The organism is Rhizobium sp. NFR12 (assembly GCF_900108545.1).
In the GTDB taxonomy this organism is placed as follows: Bacteria; Pseudomonadota; Alphaproteobacteria; order Rhizobiales; family Rhizobiaceae; genus Neorhizobium; species Neorhizobium soli.
Map to the genome: position 1 here is coordinate 1,186,371 of NZ_FNWM01000001.1, position 17,148 is coordinate 1,203,518.

16 protein-coding genes are annotated in these 17,148 nt (G+C 59.1%); 13 read left to right on the forward strand and 3 right to left on the reverse strand.

All coding sequences use genetic code 11. The features are described from left to right. Positions 1–7 precede the first annotated feature (7 nt). Both BLW69_RS05770 and BLW69_RS05775 read left to right on the forward strand, forming a co-directional pair. Complete coding sequence (locus BLW69_RS05770) at positions 8–1,072, forward strand: DUF262 domain-containing protein (protein ID WP_210184904.1); 1,065 nt, start codon at positions 8–10, stop codon at positions 1,070–1,072. Beyond that, the gene (locus BLW69_RS05775) at positions 1,072–1,722 is read left to right on the forward strand and encodes an MAE_28990/MAE_18760 family HEPN-like nuclease (protein WP_162759458.1); all 651 of its coding nucleotides are present in this window, start codon (positions 1,072–1,074) and stop codon (positions 1,720–1,722) included. The genes BLW69_RS05770 and BLW69_RS05775 overlap by 1 nt, the downstream gene beginning before the upstream one ends. Before the next feature lie 529 nt (positions 1,723–2,251). Here BLW69_RS05775 and BLW69_RS05780 read toward each other — a convergent pair. From BLW69_RS05780 to BLW69_RS05790, 3 genes are all read right to left on the reverse strand, one after another. After that, positions 2,252–3,271 carry a DUF2806 domain-containing protein gene (locus BLW69_RS05780; protein WP_092660529.1) on the reverse strand — a complete coding sequence of 340 codons (1,020 nt, stop codon included), beginning with the start codon at positions 3,269–3,271 and terminating at the stop codon, positions 2,252–2,254. Between the two features lie 3 nt (positions 3,272–3,274). Further along, the gene (locus tag BLW69_RS05785; protein ID WP_092660531.1) at positions 3,275–3,643 is read right to left on the reverse strand and encodes a DNA adenine methylase; all 369 of its coding nucleotides are present in this window, start codon (positions 3,641–3,643) and stop codon (positions 3,275–3,277) included. Between the two features lie 166 nt (positions 3,644–3,809). Next, positions 3,810–4,127 (reverse strand): hypothetical protein, encoded by a 318-nt coding sequence (locus tag BLW69_RS05790; RefSeq protein ID WP_092660533.1) that lies wholly within the window; start codon positions 4,125–4,127, stop codon positions 3,810–3,812. 372 nt (positions 4,128–4,499) lie between these two features. On the opposite strand from BLW69_RS05790, the gene BLW69_RS05795 reads away from it, so the two are divergent. The 11 genes from BLW69_RS05795 (at position 4,500) to BLW69_RS05845 (ending at position 17,091) form a co-directional block, all read left to right on the forward strand. Beyond that, entirely contained in the window at positions 4,500–5,363 is an 864-nt protein-coding gene (locus tag BLW69_RS05795) for a branched-chain amino acid ABC transporter permease (protein ID WP_280141281.1), read from the forward strand. A 1-nt stretch (position 5,364) separates the two neighbouring features. Then, positions 5,365–6,369 (forward strand): branched-chain amino acid ABC transporter permease, encoded by a 1,005-nt coding sequence (locus BLW69_RS05800; RefSeq protein ID WP_092660535.1) that lies wholly within the window; start codon positions 5,365–5,367, stop codon positions 6,367–6,369. After that, on the forward strand, positions 6,366–7,145 hold the full coding sequence (locus BLW69_RS05805; protein ID WP_092660537.1) for an ABC transporter ATP-binding protein: 780 nt from the start codon (positions 6,366–6,368) through the stop codon (positions 7,143–7,145). The genes BLW69_RS05800 and BLW69_RS05805 overlap by 4 nt, the downstream gene beginning before the upstream one ends. Next, a complete protein-coding gene (locus BLW69_RS05810) occupies positions 7,126–7,842 on the forward strand; it encodes an ABC transporter ATP-binding protein (protein ID WP_092661081.1) in 717 nt (238 codons plus the stop codon). Before BLW69_RS05805 ends, BLW69_RS05810 begins: the two co-directional genes overlap by 20 nt. Then, the gene (locus BLW69_RS05815; RefSeq protein ID WP_092660539.1) at positions 7,842–8,663 is read left to right on the forward strand and encodes a phosphate/phosphite/phosphonate ABC transporter substrate-binding protein; all 822 of its coding nucleotides are present in this window, start codon (positions 7,842–7,844) and stop codon (positions 8,661–8,663) included. The genes BLW69_RS05810 and BLW69_RS05815 overlap by 1 nt, the downstream gene beginning before the upstream one ends. A 93-nt stretch (positions 8,664–8,756) precedes the next feature. Then, positions 8,757–10,247: an HAL/PAL/TAL family ammonia-lyase gene (gene hutH, locus BLW69_RS05820; RefSeq protein ID WP_092660541.1), complete on the forward strand. Its 1,491-nt coding sequence runs from the start codon at positions 8,757–8,759 to the stop codon at positions 10,245–10,247. Positions 10,248–10,328: 81 nt separating this feature from the next. Further along, complete coding sequence (locus BLW69_RS05825) at positions 10,329–11,126, forward strand: NAD-dependent epimerase/dehydratase family protein (protein WP_092660543.1); 798 nt, start codon at positions 10,329–10,331, stop codon at positions 11,124–11,126. Positions 11,127–11,141: 15 nt separating this feature from the next. Then, the gene (locus tag BLW69_RS05830) at positions 11,142–12,575 is read left to right on the forward strand and encodes an aldehyde dehydrogenase family protein (RefSeq protein ID WP_092660545.1); all 1,434 of its coding nucleotides are present in this window, start codon (positions 11,142–11,144) and stop codon (positions 12,573–12,575) included. 143 nt (positions 12,576–12,718) lie between these two features. Further along, positions 12,719–13,606: a helix-turn-helix domain-containing protein gene (locus tag BLW69_RS05835; protein ID WP_092661083.1), complete on the forward strand. Its 888-nt coding sequence runs from the start codon at positions 12,719–12,721 to the stop codon at positions 13,604–13,606. 140 nt (positions 13,607–13,746) lie between these two features. Further along, positions 13,747–15,921 carry a TonB-dependent siderophore receptor gene (locus BLW69_RS05840; protein WP_092660547.1) on the forward strand — a complete coding sequence of 725 codons (2,175 nt, stop codon included), beginning with the start codon at positions 13,747–13,749 and terminating at the stop codon, positions 15,919–15,921. A gap of 114 nt (positions 15,922–16,035) precedes the next feature. Beyond that, on the forward strand, positions 16,036–17,091 hold the full coding sequence (locus BLW69_RS05845) for a siderophore-interacting protein (RefSeq protein ID WP_244474057.1): 1,056 nt from the start codon (positions 16,036–16,038) through the stop codon (positions 17,089–17,091). The last annotated feature ends 57 nt before the right edge of the window (positions 17,092–17,148 follow it).

Sequence of the window (17,148 nt, forward strand, 5' to 3'; positions counted from 1 at the left end):
AATGAACGTGACATACCATGATGTAACCATCTCAGAAATACGCACTACTGCTGTGGATTTTTCTTTTGGAGAGCTTCTTAATCTTCACAGAGATAAAGAAATCATAATCCGGCCCGAATATCAAAGACTGTTTAGATGGAGTAACGAGCAGCGATCCAGGCTTATTGAGTCCGTACTCATGGGGTTACCTATCCCGCCCATATTCCTTATCGAGAATGAAAATGGGGTGCTGGAACTAATCGATGGTCTTCAGAGAACGAGCTCTGCTCTTCAGTTCCTTGATCACGTAGCGATCCACGAGCCTGAGCTTGTTCTCTCGGGCTGCGACTTCATGGAAGAGTTAAACGGTAAAACATTCAATACTCTAGACTCACTGCTCAGACTTAAAGTTAAACGCACTCCCATTCGTGCGACCATTATCCATCGGGCAGGAAGTTCGTTTGTTAAGTACGAATTGTTCAAAAGGTTGAATACTGGAGGCTCACTTCTATCCGCGCAAGAAATTCGGAATTGTTCGTCGCGAATGGTCGAAGGCGGCGATCGTTTTTATGACTTGATTCAGAACCTTGCCGCGTACCGTCCATTTAAAGCAGCTATCGCACGTCTTCCAGCTTCGATGAGGGATCTCCGAGCGGATGAAGAGCTCGTCCTCCGCTTCTTTGCTTTAATCGCCGCGAAAGATCGATTTAAAGGGAACATCGAAGAATGGCTGGATGGCTTCATGGAGGACGTACTTTTCGAGCGTATTCGTGTCGATCTAGGAGAACTAGAAAGTAATTTCGTCGAAACGTTCGACGTGATCGCCGATACTTTCGGCGATCAGGCGTTCACTCGCTTTAACTCCCATGGTGAAGCGACAGGCCGGTTGGCGCCTGCCTATTATGAGGCCGTATGCGCCAGCGTGTCGGCAGACCCGGACAATATACGTCGGCAAAATCCTATGGAGGTTATCGGTAAGCTTAGAGAAGCGTTTCAGAGTGACGATTTTAAAGATGCAACAGGACCAGGTGCCAACACCGTTCAGAAACTTTACCAGCGCATTGATGTTGTCTCTCACTATCTCAGATCGTAATGAGCGCTTTAGATAAGATCACACAGGATCTCGATTGGCGGGAGACAGAGCTCGGCGCCCTGAAAATCCTTCTTGTTCGCGACGATATCACTAGCAATCAAAAAAGCAGCCTACTTAGAGCCGCTTGGACCATGCTGTATGCGCACTACGAAGGTTTTGTGAAAAACGCTCTCAGCGTTTTCTTCGCCGAAGTTGAGAGGTCGATTGTCGGGTGTCACGTGCTCCCGACACCAACTCGAATACTAGCTCATTCTAAATCCATGAAAGTAATTCGGTCGCTCCCGGCAGCCGAGATGATCGTCGCGTTGGATTCTTTCCACACTATCCAAGCACTCGAAATTCCGTCGTTTCCAGAGGTTGAGACGGACTCAAATCTCTGGCCGAATAAGCTCATCGAGTTACTCGAAGGTGCGGACATAAGGTCCGAATTTGTCGAAGCGAGAAGGATTGAACTTCGCACCCTCGTGCAGCGGCGCAATGACATCGCCCACGGTAAGCGAAATCTGATTGGAGAGATCAGCTACTATAACCAATTTGAAGATGCGGTTTACGGGCTAATGTATGACTTGGCCTTCGCTATCGAGGCGAGGCTCAATGCGTCACCCTATCAGCATCTATCAACCTCTGTTGCAGACGCTGAAGGCAACTAACGTATGTGGAATTCTCCCAACGAGATGTCGGTAGTTAAATCATTGAAATGCTTTCATAAACTAGAAATAACATAGATTCCCACGCCCATGTGGGAATCTATTTCACTATTCGGACGCAAAATCCCGGCAAGCTGTAAGCGCGAGCCCAGCCAGTGACGTTCCAAACTCCTTGATTTAACGGGCGTCGATGGATCATAAATCTATTTGAAAGGTGTTTCGAAGAGGGCTCGAAGACCAAAGCGTACATGGCTCGATCGGGCTGAAACGAAGTAAGTTTCGCAATGCACGGTGTCAAAAGCAGCACTGCGACGGTTTTCAATCGAGGCCCGGCAAAAGCTTATGTTTCAACGAGTTACCGTTTGATCCCGGATAATACCAGAGATTCCCACATATTCCGGATACTGGTGACAGACAACAGCAGTTGTAGCCGGACGCGGTGTAGCCGGACGCGAATTTCCGAAATTTTGACATGCGGTTTCGGAAATGTAAAATTCAGTAAGAGATGTCACAGCGGCTATTTTTCGATCAGCTAAGGCGTGGACGTTTCGACGTCTACAAAACCGATACGTTCAATCTTTCTCAACAGTTCGATCCCTGGTCGGTCGACATATTTCAGTAGACCACTGAAAAGATTGGTGAAGGCTACCTCAGGAGTATTGGGGGCGATCTTGGCTACAATGTCACCGGTATCCGTGAATACTAAGACATTGATCACCGGTACGCCGTCTTTAAACCTAAGTTTGTCTGAGAGGTTCAGGACGGATCGATCGACCTTCAATGGAGCGTCTTGGCTTATGGCAACTCCATATTCAACTCCGCGAATCATCCACCATTTTGTTCCGTCCCCTTTGGATCCATCGCTGAAAGGTACGCTCCGCGGAAACTCATCCTCTCTTATCAGGTCTGCGTCACTCAGCCGTTCGAGCTCAGCTCGGTCCAAACCATGTGAAATATCGGGGATCCAGCGCCCGACCCGACTAAGGCATAAGCGCTCGAACAACCGCGCGACTTCAGGATCGATTTCGTCAATGACGCGAAGAGACTTTATAGAAAACGTCCCGGGTGCTCTTATTTCGGACGCAAGTACGCGTGCCCACTTTTCGCGTGCTCGCTCAGAGGAGGCCGCTCCGGCGTATTGCTCCCATCTGTTGAGAAGATCTTCATCAAGGGTGTCGGGACCATCGATAGAGGTGGGCAGCGCAGGCGCTGCTTCCGACTTTAGCTCTTCTGCTACTAATACCATTGTAGCGGCCGTGTTGTCGTACTGAGCATTCATACGGTCGAAAACCGCAAGTGCCTTACGGGCGAGTTCAGGGTTCTCACTGATTTGATTGGCTACGGCTATGGTAGCAGCCTCAATGAGTGTCACGCGGCTCTTGGTCATGGCTTGGCTCACCTCGACTTCACGCGCCGTGCCCAAACCAGCCTTGTCCGCTTTGAGGCCAAAAAAACGATCCCAAGCTGAGAAGAACCGGCTTTTGACCTTCACGTTTGCCGATTGGCCGTCCCAGCCAGCACTTACCGAAATCTCGTCTGCCCTACTCGTCATAACTCATCTCTCGTTTGAGACTTGATATAACCACCTCTTTGACGATCTTGCTATGTCCATTCCCACCAACCGAATAGACGCAATCGACTTCCTCCATGTGAAACTTTGAGAACGTTTCGAAGACGCCTTGAACATCGTCAACGACAGGATGAAGCGGCCTCGAAGCGAGCCTAGTACCTCGGCCATCTCCTCGAACTGCTCACGACTGAAGAAGGCTTTCCCATAGTCATCCGCGTTTCCCCAATACGGCGGGTCGAGATAGAAGAGAGTGCCCGGTCGATCGTAACGGGCAATCAGCTTCTGCCAGGGCAGGTTCTCTGTAACGACCCTAGCCAAGCGCTCGTGAATGTTTTCGAGCTGCGGTGTGATCATAAAAGATTAAACCGCATCCCAAATATCGTAACGCAGACGCTTTGCCCGTGCTCTCCATCCGAACAATGGACGACAGGTCGGCAACCTATCCGCGAACGTGATTACACCCCAAAAAAAAGCGCCCCCCGCGATATCGCGGAGAGCGCTTTTGGGGAAAAACTGCTGATTAGCAGTTGGTGCCCTGGACGGTTGTGCCGGTGTTGTTCGGGAGGTTGCCCGAGTTGGCTGCGTCACCTGGCTGGCCGCCGTTGTTGCACTTCTTGCTGCCTTCGCCCATCGTGCTGCTGCCGGTCATGGTGCTGTTGGTAGCAGTCGAATCGACAGTGCCGGAAGCTGCTGGCTTCGGCGGGATGTTGCCACCTTCGCCTGCGGTGTTCTGCTGTACGTTGCTGCGGTCTGCGGCGGTGCCGGACGTTGCCGTCTGGGCCATAGCCGACGTTGCGAGACCAGCGGAAAGGATCGTTACTGCGAGAAGCTTCATCATTATGGTGTTTCCTTGTATTCCCTACGGTGACTTAACCCGATGGCGGGCAAAAGGTTTCCTCACATTAGCAAAAGATCTTCATGCGGGCGGGCCGTGGGTTTTTGATGATTGGCAGCTTCGTCGGTTCGGTTGCGTCATTCGGGAGCACGGTTGCCGGCAACTTCTAGGCCACTCGCTGGCGACTGGTCGGCCACGAGGCAGCTGGTGGCGTTCGTGCATGGTCGGTTCGCTTCGTTCGCCATGCCGTAGCCCCGCTCTGTGGATAACCCCATGTCGGGTGAATTCCGGCTTTTGTCACCCCAGCAATTTTCTTGACCTTCGGCTTCAATTATAAGCAGCCTGCAGTTCAGGACCGCATGGGAGGCGAGACGGTTGCAGACGATTTTGAGCATCGGTATCGATGCGCTCGCCTATGGCATGATCCTGTTCGTGATTTCGATCGGGCTTTCGGTGACGATGGGGCTGATGCGGGTAGTCAATCTCGCCCATGGTGCCTTCGCGATGATCGGCGGCTACGTCGCCTCCTACGTTTCGCGGGATCTCGGCCTTGGCTATGCGCCGGCTATCCTTGCCGCCGTGGTTGCGACGATCGTGATTGCGGTGCCGATCGAGCGGTTTCTCTATCGGCGCATCTATGGCGCGCCGGAACTGACGCAGGTGCTGATGACGATCGGTATCACCTTTTGCATCATCGGGCTTGCCAATTACCTGATGGGGCCGACGCTGAAGACCATTCCGCTTTCGGATATGCTGCAGCAGCCGGTCGATCTCGGTTTCCGCAGCATTTCCGCGCATCGGCTGTTTGCGATCTTCTGCGGTCTTGCCGTGGCGCTTTGCCTGTGGCTTGCGATCGAGAAGACCGGTTTCGGCATCAGGCTGCGGGCCTCGGTCGACAATGCGGCGATGGCCTCAGCGCTGGGGGTTCGCACCGAAATCATCTATGCGGTCAGCTTTGCGGTCGCGGTCGGGCTTGCGGCCTTCGGCGGCGTGGTCGGGGCGGAGCTGCTGCCGGTCGAACCCTATTATGCGCTGCGCTATCTCGTGACATTCCTGGTCGTCGTTTCCGTCGGCGGGGCAGGCTCGATCGGGGGCACGCTGCTCGCCTGCCTGCTGCTCGGCGCGGTCGATACGACGGGCCGCTATCTCCTGCCCGAGTTCGGCGAGTTCTTCTTCTACCTTGCGGTGATCGCCATCATCTGCGTGTTTCCGAACGGCCTCATGAAGGGGGCGAAATAGAATGGCGGTTGATGTGAGTTCGAGGGATATGGGCGCAATGCGCCGTCGGCGTTCGCTGATGCGCGATGTCGTGGGGTTCGGCGTGATCGTCCTTGCCGCGGCGATCGGCTATTTTGCCTTTCCGGATAATCTGGCGCTTCTGACGCGGATCATCGCGGTGGCGCTGCTCGTGATTTCGCTCGATCTCGTTACCGGCTATTGCGGCGTGGCGACGCTTGGTCATGCGGCGCTGTTTGGCAGCGGCGCCTATGCGGCCGGCATCCTCTCTGCCCATTTCGGCATCAACGATCCGCTGCTGATGACGCTTGCGGGTCTTATCGGTGGAGCGCTTGCCGGGCTGTTGTCGGGGCTCGTCATGCTGCGTGCCCATGGCCTGCCGCAGCTGGTTCTGTCGATCGCGCTAATTCATCTGTTTCACGAGCTTGCCAACAAGATGTCGTCCTTTACCGGTGGCAGCGACGGTCTTTCGGGGATCGCGCCGGATCCGATCTTCGGCCGTTTCGAATTCGATCTGTTCGGCAATACGGCCTATGTTTTCGCGGTCGTGATGCTGCTCGTCGTGTTCGTTCTCCTGCGCATCCTCGTGCGGTCGCCGTTCGGCATGCTGTGCCGCGGTCTCAAGGAGGATCCGCTGCGGATCCGGGCGATGGGCGCCTCGCCGAAGCGGGCGATCGTCAAGATGTATGGCATTTCCGGCGCTGTCGCGGGGCTGGGCGGCGCGCTAAACGCCATCTCCACGCAGGTGGTCGGGCTCGATACGCTGTCGTTTACCCAGTCGGCGGAAGCGCTGGTCATGCTGGCACTCGGCGGCACGGGATCGCTGTTCGGCGCCCTTGCCGGCACCGTCGCCTTCATGATGTTCCAGGACTATGTCTCGTCAGTCAATCCGTTCCACTGGCTCACCATGGTCGGCGCGCTTTTGATTGCCGTGGTTCTGTTTGCGCCGAAGGGCATCTACGGAACGGTGGCGGCGCTTCTTGAAAAACGGCGGGAGGGACGGCCATGACCGCAGCTGTCGGAAATCCCGTGTTCGAAGTCGTCGCCCTCAACAAGTCATTCGGCGGACTGGTGGTCACAAACGATGTGTCGCTGTCCATGGCGGCGGGCGATCGGGTGGCGTTGATCGGCCCGAACGGTGCCGGCAAGACGACCTTCGTCAATCTGGTGACGGGAACGCTGGCCCCCAGTTCCGGCGAGGTGCGGCTGGGCGGCGAGGTGATCACCGGGCTCGACGCAAGCGCTCGCGTCAAACGCGGGCTGGTGCGGTCCTTCCAGGTGACACGGCTGTTTCAGGATATGACGGCGGCCGAACATCTGGGACTTGCGGTCCTGCAGCGGGAAGGGCGGTCCGGCCGTATCTTCGGCAATTTCCTGACCATGCCTGACGTGATGCAGGAGGTGGAGCACCGTCTCGAGACATTGCGGCTGACCGCGCTCATGCACCGCAAGGTCCGCGAGATCGCCTATGGTCAGCAGCGTCTTCTGGAGATCGCCATCGCGCTCGCCTTGAAGCCGAAAGTACTTCTTCTCGACGAACCTGCGGCCGGCGTGCCGCAGAGCGATGTCGGGCTGATCGAGCAGGCGCTCGACGAACTGCCGGCCGATCTGGCGGTGCTGATGATCGAGCATGACATGGATCTCGTCTTCCGGTTTGCCAAAAAGGTCGTGGTGCTTGCCGCCGGCGCTGTCATTTTCGACGGCGCGCCGGGCGACGCCACACGCGATCCCCGCGTCAGGGAAGCCTATCTGGGGAGCTATGCCGATGCCGGCCGCGTCGCTTGAGATCGAAAACCTGTCGGCGGGCTACGGCCCGACCAGGGTGCTGGAAGACATCACCGTCACGGTCCCGGCTGGACGGCGGCTGGCCGTTCTCGGCCGCAACGGCATGGGCAAGACGACGCTGCTTGCGAGCCTTGCCGGGCAGACCCGTCGTTACGGCGGACGGATTGCGCTTGACGGTGCCGATATCAGCACTGCCGCGAGCGCCGACCGTGCCCGCGCGGGCCTCGGCTATGTGCCGCAGGAACGCTGTGTATTCCCGAGCCTGACGGTGGAGGAAAACCTGTTCGTCGGCTTGAAGGCGCGCCCGAAGGATGCGATCGAGGAGGCCTATGCCATGTTTCCGCGGCTGAAGGAGCGGCGCAGCAATCTGGGCAACCAGCTTTCCGGCGGCGAGCAGCAGATGCTGACGACGGCCCGCACCATTCTCGGCCGTCCCTCCGTGTTGCTTCTCGACGAACCGCTGGAGGGACTCGCCCCCGTCATCTGCGAGGAACTGATGATTGCATTCGCGGCACTTGCGACCTCAGGCGACATGACCATCCTTCTGGTGGAGCAGCGGATCCAGAGCGCGCTCGATTTCGCGGAAGACGTCATCATTCTGGAGCGCGGGCGCATTGCCTGGAGCGGCACGCCGGATGCGCTTTCCAAGGATCAGCAGACGGTGGACCGTCTGCTCGGTGTCGGCGGTCTGCATTGATGGACAGCCCGGCGCGGCTCGCCAGTTTGGCGATGTATGTCGCGCCGCCACCGGTTGCTGAGGCAACGGATGCGCTGTGGGCGTTTCTTGCGCGTCACCTGACCGATGCCGGCATGGCCGGGGTTCCCGGTAAGCTCGATCGTTCGATCACCCATGACGATGCCTGGATGCGACCGGATCTGCTTTTGTCGCAGACCTGCGGATACCCTTACGTCACCAGTCTGCGCGGAAACGTGCGGCTGGTGGCGACGCCTTGCTATGCCTATCCCGGCTGCGACGGGCCGGACATGTGCAGCTTCGTGATCGTTCGGAGGGATGCGGGGATATCCTCGCTTGAAGATCTGCGTGGGCGGACGGCGGCGATCAACAGTCGCGACAGCAATTCGGGTGCCAATCTTTTTCGCGCGGCGATCGCGCCGATTGCGTGCGGACCAAGCTTTTTCGGGAAGGTGATCGAAACCGGCGGGCATGCGGCCAGCATCGCGGCGGTTGCCGAGGGCAGGGCGGATTGCGCTGCGATCGACTGCATCACGTATGGACATGTGAAGCGGTTCGCGGCTGAGGATATGGCTGACATTGTCGTGCTGGCGCAGACGCCGTCGGGGCCGGGACTGCCGCTGATCACCCGGGCATCTACATCCGATGACGAGGTGGCGCTTTTGCGATCCGCGCTTGAGGCAGCCCTCGTTGACCCGTCGCTTGCGGATGTGCGTGACGTGCTGGCGCTGTCCGGTTTCGCAGTTCTCGACGATTGCCGTTACGAGAGCCTGCTCGAGCTTGAGCGGCAGGCCGCAGTGCTTGGCTATCCTGCCGTCGCCTGACACATCGACGCCGCTGCCGGGACTTTGCCTTATGCCTTGCGGCGCCTATCGTGGCGCTTTTGCCGACCCCGGCTTTTTCAAGGGACGCTGCCCGTGACGATCCTTCTCGACAAGGTACTGACGTGGCGTGATGTCGCTCACGTTGCGGAAGGCGAGGATCTCGCGCTTTCGCCAGCGGCTTGGGACCGCGTCGCCTATGCCCGACGCATCGTCGAGGCATTGGTGGAAAGCGGCGTCAGGGCCTACGGCATCACCACGGGCGTCGGCGCGCTGTCCGATACGGTCGTCGATCGCGAGGCGCAGAGCCGGCTTTCGCGCAATATCGTCATGAGCCATGCCTGTGGTGTCGGGCCACTGCTTGGCCGCCGCGAGGTGCGGGCGGTGATCGCAGCGCAGATCGGCAATTTCGTGCATGGGTATTCGGGGGTACGCCCTGATATCGTTCGATACCTGTGCCGGTTTCTCGAGGCCGATTGCATTCCGGATATGCCGTCGAAAGGCTCGGCCGGCTACCTCATTCACAACGCCCATACGGCGCTGGTGCTGATCGGCGAGGGACATGCCTGCGTGGCGGGGGAGCGGATGACCGGCCGCGCGGCGCTTGCCGCAATCGGGCTCGAACCGTTGGTGCTCGGCGCCAAGGAAGGGCTCAGCCTCGTCAACGGCACCGCCTGCTCGACCGGGCTTGCCTGCGTGGCGCTCGCGCGTACCGAACGGTTACTCGACTGGGCCGATGCGATTGCCGCTGTGACGCTGGAGGCTGCCGGTTGCCAGATGGCGGCTTTCGACGAGGATGTGCTGGCGCTGAGGCCTTCGGCCGGCATCGCTATGGTCGGAGCGGCATTGCGGTCGCGTCTTCAGGGAAGCGGTATCATCGCGGCCGCGGTCGGGCGTCGAACACAGGATGCGCTCAGTCTTCGCGCCATACCGCATGCGCATGGCGCCGCCCGCGACGTGTTTGCCCACGCGTGCGGAATTGTCGATCAGGAGCTTGCCTCCGTCACCGACAACCCTGCAATTGCCGGCACGCCGGGTGCGCCGCTCGTCTGGTCCGAAGCCCATGCGGTGGCGCCGGCGCTCGGGCATGCCGCCGATGCGCTTGCGAGTGCCATTGCCCAGGTTGCGGCCATGAGCGAACGTCGCATCGACCGACTGGTCAATCCGCTGGTGAGCGGCCTGCCGCCGTTTCTTGCGACCGATGCGGGAAGCCATTCCGGCTTCATGATCGCGCAGTATACAGCTGCCGCACTCGTCAACGACAACCGTCGGCTGGCCGCGCCCGCCGCGACCGATGGCGGTCTCACGTCGGGGCTTCAGGAGGACTTTTTGGCGCATCCGACCGCGGCAGCCAACAAGCTGCTCGCCATACTCGACAATGCCGAACAGGTGTTTGCGATCGAATTGATGGCGGGCGTCCAGGCGCAGGACATTCTCGCCGAAACCAATTCTCCCGGAAACGGCACCCGCGTCGTGCATGATTTGGTGCGGCAGCATGTGGCCATCTACGCGGACGATCGCCCGCTGGGTCAGGATATGGAGGTGCTGCGCCAACTGATCGCCGGCAATCCGCCGCCGCCTGCTTGACCTCCCTCGCGCATCTTATAGTATGAGTTAGGTCATCATGTATGATGACATTGTGATAGGAAGCTGTCCTGGGGAGGATCAATGCTGAAGAGACTTTTGCTGACCGGCGCCGCCGGCGGGCTTGCGCGCGGAATTCGTCCGCTGCTGAGCGAGCTTGCAGAAGAAGTGGTGCTGTCGGATCTCACTGAGATCGATGACCCCGGTGCGAACCAGAGTTTCGTGCGCTGCGATCTGTCCGATGCCGCAGCCGTTGCCAAACTGGTCGAAGGCGTGGACGGTATCATCCACCTCGGTGGTGTTTCGATCGAAAAGCCGTTCGACATGATCCTGCAGGCCAATATCGTTGGCCTCTACAATCTCTACGAGGCTGCGCGTCACAGCGGCAAGCCGCGCATCGTGTTTGCTAGTTCCAACCATGTCGTCGGCTATTACAGACGCGACGAATTCATCGACAACAGCGTCGCGCCGAAGCCAGATTCGCTCTATGGTGTTTCCAAAGTGTTCGGCGAGGCGGTTGCCAGCATGTACTGGCAGAAGTTTGCGCAGGAGACGCTGTCGATGCGGATCGGATCCTGTTTCGACAAGCCGCTCACCCGTCGTATGCTCGCGACATGGCTGAGCTATCAGGATTTTGTATCGCTTTGCGGGCGGGCCTTTTCCGCTCCACGGCTTGGTCATACGGTTGTCTACGGCGCTTCGGCAAACGACGAACAATGGTGGGACAACGGCAACGCGTCCTTCCTTGGCTGGAGACCGCAGGACACATCCGCCAAATGGCGCGTGGAAGTGGAGGCAGCTGCAGTTGACGATCCGGCCGATCCCGCGGTCATTTATCAAGGCGGTGCATTCACCACGGCCGGGCATCCGGACGATATCTGAGATAGGAATTTTGCAATGACGATCTACCAGAACCTGATTGCCGGCGAATGGGTCGGCACGGATGCGTCCGAGAATATCAGCCCGTCCGACACGAAAGATGTTGTGGGGCTTTATGCACGGGGAAGTGCCGAGGATACCAAGACCGCGATCGCGGCGGCGAAGGCCGCGTTTCCCGCATGGTCGCGTTCCGGCATCCTGGAGCGGCACGCGATCCTGAAGAAGACCGCGGACGAGATCCTGGCCCGCAAGGAAGAGCTCGGCAAGCTGCTGGCCCGCGAAGAAGGAAAGATCCTGCCCGAGGCGATCGGCGAGGTGACGCGCGCGGCGCAGATCTTCGACTTCTTCGCGGGCGAAGCGCTGCGCCTGACCGGCGAGATCGTGCCGTCCGCACGGCCGGGCATTACCGTCGAGATCACCCGCGAACCGCTCGGCGTCATCGGCATCATCACGCCGTGGAATTTCCCGATCGCCATTCCGGCCTGGAAGATCGCGCCGGCGCTTTGCTACGGCAACACGGTCGTTTTCAAGCCGGCCGAACTCGTGCCGGGCTGCGCCTGGGCGATCGTCGATATTCTCCACCGCGCAGGCCTGCCGAAGGGTGTGCTCAACCTGGTGATGGGAAGCGGATCGGTGGTCGGTCAGGCGATGCTCGACAGCCGGGATCTCGGCGGCATCACGTTCACAGGCTCGACCGGCACCGGCAAGCGGGTGGCGCTCGCCTCGATCGAGCATAACCGCAAGTTCCAGCTGGAAATGGGCGGCAAGAACCCGATGGTGGTGCTTGACGATGCAGACCTTAACGTCGCCGTTGAAGCCGCTGCCAATTCCGGCTTCTTCTCGACCGGCCAGCGCTGCACGGCCTCGTCGCGGTTGATCGTGACGGAAGGCATCCACGACAAGTTCGTGGCTGCCATGACCGACAAGCTGAAGTCACTGACCGTTGACAATGCACTGAAGGCCGGCACGCATATCGGTCCCGTCGTCGACGAACGGCAGCTCAAGCAGGATACCGACTACATCGAGATTGGCAAAAGCGAGGGCGCCAAGCTTGCCTTCGGCGGCGAGGTCGTGTCTCGCGATACGCCCGGCTTCTATCTGCAGCCGACGCTGTTTACCGAAGCGACCAACCAGATGCGCATCAGCCAGGAAGAGATTTTTGGCCCTGTCGTGTCGGTTATCCGGGTCAAGGATTATGACGAGGCGCTCGCCGTTGCCAACGATACGCCGTTCGGCCTTTCCGCCGGCATCGCCACGACCAGCCTGAAGCATGCGACGCATTTCAAGCGCAACTCCGAAGCCGGGATGGTGATGGTCAACCTGCCGACGGCGGGCGTCGATTTCCACGTTCCGTTCGGCGGCCGCAAGGCGTCGTCCTTCGGTTCACGCGAACAGGGCAAATATGCAGCGGAATTCTTCACCGTAGTGAAGACAGCCTATACGCTGCCGTAACCGAATTTGGCCCCGGCGTAGCAGATGTTGCGCCGGGTGCAATCACCGTGATCCTCTGCAACGGGCAACCGGAATTGGCGGGGATTGATGCAAGCGCTTAAACTTGATAATCACAAGCAAGTTTAATGTGCCACGGTGAATCGATGACCTTCCAGCCTCGGATGCGAAACCAGATCGAGGGTTTTTCGGTCATCGGCGGCATGCGTCGAAGGCACTGGAATGGGATCACCGTAGATCTGTGGGATGTGGAATGCGGCCCGCATGCGGGCGGTTATTACGTGGCGCAGGATCCGCGACTTTTCATCCTGCTGGAGCACCGGGGTGGTGGACGGCCGCTGGTTAAACGCAGTCCCCGGGCAGGCGGTTCGCCGCAGGACAGTTGCAAAAGCCCGATTTCCTATATTCCGGCCGAAATGGATCTCTGGGTGGATATCGAAGACGTCCAGTATGTGCGGCACCTCGACATTCATTTCGATGCGGATGGTTTGCGGCGCCGGCTGATGGACGAACTCGATCCGCGGCGTCTGACGGAGCCGCATCTTCTGTTTGCCGATCCGCGCGTGATGTCGCTGGCGCAGCTGATCGCGATGGAAGTCGCCAATCCGGACCCGCTCCATGATCTCTACGGCGATGGACTGGCGGTCGCGCTGCTCGTCGATGTGCTGAAGATCGTCAAACTCTCGGACACCCGCAAGCGCAGCACACTTGCCCCGTGGCAGTTGCGGCGCGCTGTGGAATTCATCGAGGCCAATTGCCTTCGCAGCATTCGGCTACAGGAGATCGCGGCCCTGACAGGGCTGTCGCAATCGCATTTCAGCCACTCGTTCAAGGCGTCGACAGGGTTTGCGCCGCACGAGTGGCAGATGAATGCCCGGCTCGACCGTGCCAAGCAGATGCTGATTTCCGGCGCCCGGCCGCTGACCGAAATCGCGGTCGAGAGCGGCTTTGCCGATCACGCCCATTTCAGCCGCGTGTTCCGCAAGCATGTCGGCACCACGCCGTCGAAATGGAAAAAGTCACACTCGGTTTGAATCGGCTGCGATGGGGTTCAGTCCAGCAACTTTGCCCAAGATCGTTCAAATATCGCGGATGCGGGCAAGCGACGGCGTTTAATTTGAGTTAAACACTCATCTATTGTGCCAGGTAGTGTGGCGGCGTGAGTGGGGCGAATATGAGTGGAATGTTGGGGAAGAACAAGGTGAAGGCGGCGCTTGGGGCAGGGGTTGCCCTTATGGCGCTCAGCGCATCGTTTAGCGCGCGGGCGCAGGTGCAGAGCGAGGGGACAACGCTTGCACCTATCGTCATCGAGGGCCAAGGAACGGAAGGCGGCGGTACCGGCCCTGTTGAGGGTTACGTTGCCAAGCAGACGACCACGGGTTCCAAGACCGATACGCCGATCAATGAAATTCCGCAGTCCGTATCCGTCGTCGGACGGCAGGAGCTGGAGGATCGCGGCGTCGTCGACAAGGTCGATCAGGCGCTTCTATATACGCCCGGCGTCTTTGCGCAGCCTTACGGTTCGGATCCCGATACCGACTGGATTTATGTGCGCGGCTTCAACGCGTCGCAGACCGGTCTCTTCTACGACAATCTGGCTCTGACCAGCCACGCCTTCGGCAATTTCCAGATCGATCCGTTCCTGCTGGAGCGCGTGGAAGTTCTTAAAGGCCCGGCATCGGTTCTGCTCGGGGGCGCCAATGCCGGCGGTGTCGTGAACCTGGTGCGCAAGCGTCCGACGGACGAGCCCTATTTTTACACCGAGCTCGGAGTGGACAGCAACGGCAGCGGTTATGCCGGCTTCGACTTCTCGGACAAGGCGCTCGGCAGCGATGTCGTCAGCTACCGCTTCACGGGCAAGCTTTCCGGCGGCCAGGGCTATTCGGATGAGCAGGATGACATCCGCGGCGTGTTCATGCCGCAGATCACATTCCAGCCGACCGACACGACCAGCCTCAATGTCTGGGCCTCCGTCAGCAAGCTCGATCAGACCCATACGTCCAACGGTCTGCTGCCCTATACCGGCACGGTGGAAAACAATCCCGTGTTCGGCAAGCTTGACCGAGACGTGTTTGTCGGCGACCCCGACTTCGACATCGGTCGTTCGACCCAGGCAATGGTCGGCTACGAGTTCGAGCATGAGTTCGATAGCGGCTGGAAGTTCACGCAGAACCTGCGTTACGCGCATCTCGACAAGCGCGAACGCCAGATCTACGCGTTCGACTTCCTGTCGCAGACCGATGGCCTGGTGCTGACCTACGCAGACGACGTGCGCTCTTCGGCGGACTCATTCAATGTCGACAACCGGCTGGAGAACGAGTTCGAGTTTGGCGGCGCGACCCACAAGGTGATGGCTGGCGTGGATTATCGCTACTACCGTCTCGACAACGATCAGCTCGCGACACCGTTCGGGTCCTATCCGCCGCAATACGATCCGCTCAATCCGAGCAATGACCTGCCAACACCAACACTCGTGCCTTCGACGCATCAGATCTACACGATCAATCAGGTCGGTGCCTATGTTCAGGACCAGATCAAGTTTGGCGGAGGCTGGGTCGCCACCCTCAACGGTCGCTTCGATTATCTTGAAAGCGAGGTTGACGACCGCCTTGGCACCGGTGATGCCAAGCTGAACGATACCGCCTGGAGCGGCCGTGCAGGCATCGCCTACGAATTCGAAAACGGTGTCACGCCCTATGCCAGCGTCTCCACCTTCTTCAGCCCGCTTGTCGGCACCGGTGCGGATGGCGCGCTGAAGCCCGAAGAAGGCGAGCAGTACGAGGCCGGTGTCAAGTACGAGCCGACCTGGCTCGACGGAAGTCTGACGGCGTCTGTATTCCAGATCGACAAGCAGAACTATACGGTCAGTATCCCGGCCATCGGTGACCGTCAGCTCGGCGAAGTCCGCTCACGCGGTGTTGAACTCGAAGGCAAGTTCAATCTGGATCGCAACTGGAAGCTCATTGCCGCCGCCTCCTATACGGATCTCGAGTTCACCGAAAACCCTGGCGATTCCTCGCTGGAGGGCAATACGCCGGCGGTGGTGCCGAACGCGCAGACATCGCTTTGGCTGGATTACACCGTGACGGACGGTCCGCTCGCAGGCTTGGGTCTGGGTGCCGGCGTGCGCTACCGCGGCAAGTCCTGGGCTGACGACGCCAATACGCTTCGCGTGGAGGATGCGACCGTGTTCGATGCGGGTATCCGTTATGAAAAGAACGACTGGAAAGCTGCTCTCAACGTGACCAACCTGTTCGACAAGGAATATGTCGCAGGCTGCAACACGATGTATTTCTGCGGCTACGGCGAAGCCCGTACGCTGACCTTGAAAGTCAGTAAGGTTTGGTAACTTGACAACTTGAGTAAACTTTAGCAGGAAGGCCCTACGGGGCCTTTCACACTGACCGGCTCATGGAGACTGTTGACGAACGGGTGAGCGCAGAGGAGCGCGACGGGAATGTTGATGGACAGGTTTACGCTTTCCGGCCAGGCAATTCCGGTCGACCCGGAGCGCATGCTGTGCGAAATCTGCGAACATTTCGTCGAGCATAGCGAGGTCAAGCGCGACGGCGACCACGTCAATCTCGCAAGCGAGGTTGGCGAAGCCAATATCCGCAAGCAGGGCGGCTGCCTTTCGATCGATATTTCCTGCCCGTCGGCGCAGCTGCTGCAACTGGTGCGCAGCTCGATTGCCGAGCATCTTTTCATGTTTGCCGGCGAAGAGCCGCTGGAACTGAACTGGCATGACGAAGCGGTCCTGACGCCAATCCCGGGCCTTACCGAAATTCGCGTCGTTGCCGCGCGGCATGTAACGCCGCATATGCGCCGCCTGACGCTTGCCTGCGACGACGTTGCCCGGTTCGTCGGCGCCGACTACCACATTCGCCTGCTGATCCCGAAGAAGGGCCGCAAGCCCGTCTGGCCGGTTACCCGTGCGGATGGTCGCCTCGGCTGGCTGAACGGCGAAGACGAAATGGTGATCCGCATCTACACGATCCGCAGCGTCGATGTGGTCCGCGGCGAGATGGATATCGACTTCGTTCTACACGAAAGCGACGGCCGGCCCATGCCGGGTGCCGAGTTCGGCCGCCATGCCGAGCCGGGCGATGTCGCAGGTCTGCTGGGACCGGGCGGCGGCGGTTTGCCGGATGCCCGGCACATGATCCTTGCCGGCGACGATACGGCCTTGCCGGCGATTTCCCGAATCCTCGCCGAAGCGCCAGCCGATGCACGGCTGCAGGTGTTTATCGAGGTCGACGACGTTGCCGATCAGTTGCCACTCTGCTCCAGCGCATCTGTCGAGATCACCTGGCTGCATCGCAAGGGCATTGCGCCTGGCAAAGCCGGCATTCTTGGCCCGGTCGTTCTTCCCGTCATCGAGCAGGCCGGGGCTGAAGCCTTTATCTGGATCGGCTGCGAGAAGTCCGAAGCTCGGCCGATCCGCAACCATCTGAAGTCCCGCGGCCACGACAAGAAACGCATGTGCGTGATCGGATACTGGGGCGAGAACAAGCACTGACTGAGATTGCATTGGGGCAAATGCCCTAATCGTCAGGCGTGAGCGGCAACATGGTTG